The following is a 2,821-nucleotide window of genomic DNA, read 5'->3' as shown; positions in this document are numbered from 1 at the left end:
ATCCTTCGGAACCAGACCGTCGAGACTGACCATCTCGATCGAAGTCTGTTGCGGTGAGGGTTTGCGAAGCATCCCCCATGGAATCAAAAGTCCCCGCCAATGGCGAGGACTTTGTCAGCAGTCTGAGGGCGCCGGCAAAGCCGGCGCCCTCGACGCGAACGATCAGTGAAGAGAAATGCTCAGCGGCCGGCGAGCACCGGCAGCCCCAGCATCGACGAGAACGGCGCCGGATTGTTGATCAGTTGCGCCGACGCCTTCTGATTGCTGGCCAGCGACGACCAAGCGTCCTGGCTCTTGGCCAGGCTCGACCACGGCTTCTGGCTCGACGCAAGCGATGACCAGGGCTTCTGCGACGCCGCCAGCAGCGGGCCGAACATCGACGACAGGAAAAAGTTCGGGCTGGTCAGCTCCGGGAAGATGCCGCCGAGCGTGGTGCGGGAGTCGGTCAGACGCGGCGCGCCGGTCAGCCGGGCGGACGAGTCCGTCAGCGAGGCGCTGCCATAGCCGCTGGTGTCACGGCTCGGACCGTGGCGGTTGAGAATGGCGTCGGCCTGGCCGCCCTTGCCGAACGGCGGGTCGACCGTGACCACGGTCCCGTCCTTGCTGGTGGAGGCGATCGCGGCGTTGCTGAACGAGGCGGCTTTCAGCTCCGCGACGGCCGCCTGAGCCTTGCCGGCGTCCTGATAAACCTTGGTGATCTGCGTCATTCTTACCTTCCTCTATAGCGATGTGTTAGTTTGAATTTCAGTCTTTGACCGACAATTCTTGGCAACCCACCCGGTTCCCAGCTTGGCATAGTTTTGCAGCGCGACAAGTCTTTGAACCACCTGGCTACCGGCGGCATCGCGCCGCAGCAGAACCTGCGTTCCTGCAGTAAATAATCACTTGCGATCAAGACAGTTCGAGGGGCTTCGGCCGGCTTGGTCATTCACGAATGCGTGGATGGTAGCTTGGTGTGGTCTGTCGGTCGAGATCGCTGCGCCTGCGCGACCCTCGGGCGCGCGCCCGGCCATCGCCGCTGCCCGACGCCAGGCGCCGATTTCCGCTTCGGTCAAGCGGGCACGAGTCCCGCGCGGTGCTTCACGGCGCTGACGCATCCTTGTGCGACAGCGTGGTCTATTCGGCTGCGCCCGGAACAAAGCCGCGCACTGTCGCGTCTGAGACCGACATGGGAAAGGCGAGAACTGATGCAAACCGTTGCGAGCGTGTCGTGGTGGGCGGCGGGTGTGCTGTACCAGATCTATCCGCGCTCGTTTCAGGACAGCAATGGCGACGGCATCGGCGATCTGCGCGGCATCATCGACCGGCTGGGCTATCTGTCGGATCTCGGGGTCGATGCGATCTGGCTGTCGCCGATCTTTCCGTCCCCCATGGCGGATTTCGGCTACGACGTTGCCGACTATGTCGGCATCGACCCGATCTTCGGCACCATGGACGATTTCGACGCGCTGGTGCTCACCGCGCATGCCCGCGGTCTCAAGGTCATTCTCGACCTGGTGCCGAACCATTCGTCCGACCAGCATCCCTGGTTCATCGAGAGCCGGTCGTCGCGCGACAATCGGAAGCGCGACTGGTACATCTGGCGCGATCCTGCACCGGACGGCGGGCCGCCGACCAACTGGCTGTCCGAATTCGGCGGCAGTGGCTGGGAGTACGACGAAGCCACCGGCCAATATTACTATCACGCCTTCCTGAAGCAGCAGCCCGACCTCAACTGGCGCAATCCGGAGGTGCGAGCCGCGATCTGCGAGGCGATGCGGTTCTGGTTGCGCAAAGGCGTCGACGGCTTTCGCGTGGACGTGATCTGGCACCTGATCAAGGACGACCAGTTCCGCGACAACCCGCCCAATCCGGACTTCCGCCCCGGCATGCCGCCGCACGCGGCGCTGATCCCGCAGTATTCCGCTGACCGGCCGGAGACGCAGCAGGTCGTCGCCGAACTGCGCAGCGTGATCGACGAATTCGATCACCGTCTCCTGATCGGTGAGATCTATCTGCCGATCGAGCGGCTGGTGGCTTATTATGGGGCCGACCTGAACGGCGCACAATTGCCGTTCAATTTTGCGCTGTTGTCGACGCCCTGGCACGCCCGCGACATTGCCGCCCTGATCGATCGCTACGAGCAGGCGTTACCCGCCGGTGCGTGGCCGAACTGGGTGCTCGGCAACCACGATCGCCCGCGGGTGGCGAGCCGGGTCGGACCGGCGCAGGCACGCGTCGCCGCAATGCTGCTGCTGACGCTGCGCGGCACACCGACCATGTATTACGGCGACGAACTCGGCATGGAGCAGGTCGAAATCGCGCCGGAGGACGTGCAGGATCCGTTCGAGAAGAACGTGCCGGGCATCGGCGTCGGCCGCGACGGCTGCCGCACCCCGATGCAATGGGACGCCTCCGCCCATGCCGGCTTCTCCGACGTCCGGCCGTGGCTGCCGCTGGCGCCCGACGCGATCCAGGACAACGCCGCCAATCTGCGGGCCGATGCGCAGTCGATCCTGAACCTGTATCGCGCGCTGCTGCGGCTGCGGCGGCAGTTGCCGCAGCTCTCGGTCGGCGACTATCAGCCGCTCGCCGCGGACGGCGATCTGCTGCTGTATCGCCGGCACCATCGGGGGCAATCGGTGCTGATCGCGCTCAATCTCGGGTCCGATCCGATCTCGGCGGCGTCCGACGCGATCGGACTCGACGGCGAGGTGCTGCTGTCGACGATGCTGGATCGCGCCGGCGAACGCATCGGCGCTACGCCCGATTTGCGCGGCCACGAGGGCATCATCGTCGGCCGCGCGCCGGAAGCTGTCCCCTATACACACCTGACGCCGCC

The 2,821-nt window shown here is 65.2% G+C and carries 2 protein-coding genes; one reads left to right on the top strand and one right to left on the bottom strand.

Features of this window, described 5'->3' with window-relative positions; genetic code table 11:
- Positions 1-179: 179 nt before the first annotated feature.
- Positions 180-707 carry a hypothetical protein gene (locus DU475_RS23520; protein WP_013504571.1) on the bottom strand — a complete coding sequence of 176 codons (528 nt, stop codon included), beginning with the start codon at positions 705-707 and terminating at the stop codon, positions 180-182.
- Between the two features lie 480 nt (positions 708-1,187).
- On the opposite strand from DU475_RS23520, the gene DU475_RS23515 reads away from it, so the two are divergent.
- Positions 1,188-2,821: alpha-amylase family glycosyl hydrolase (locus DU475_RS23515; protein ID WP_164633484.1), on the top strand; the 1,634-nt coding region annotated here is incomplete at its 3' end.

The organism is Rhodopseudomonas sp. WA056 (genome assembly GCF_010906995.1).
Lineage (GTDB): Bacteria > Pseudomonadota > Alphaproteobacteria > Rhizobiales > Xanthobacteraceae > Rhodopseudomonas > Rhodopseudomonas palustris_G.
Note: the sequence above shows the minus strand (reverse complement) of the source record. Positions and strands in the feature narration are given on the sequence as shown.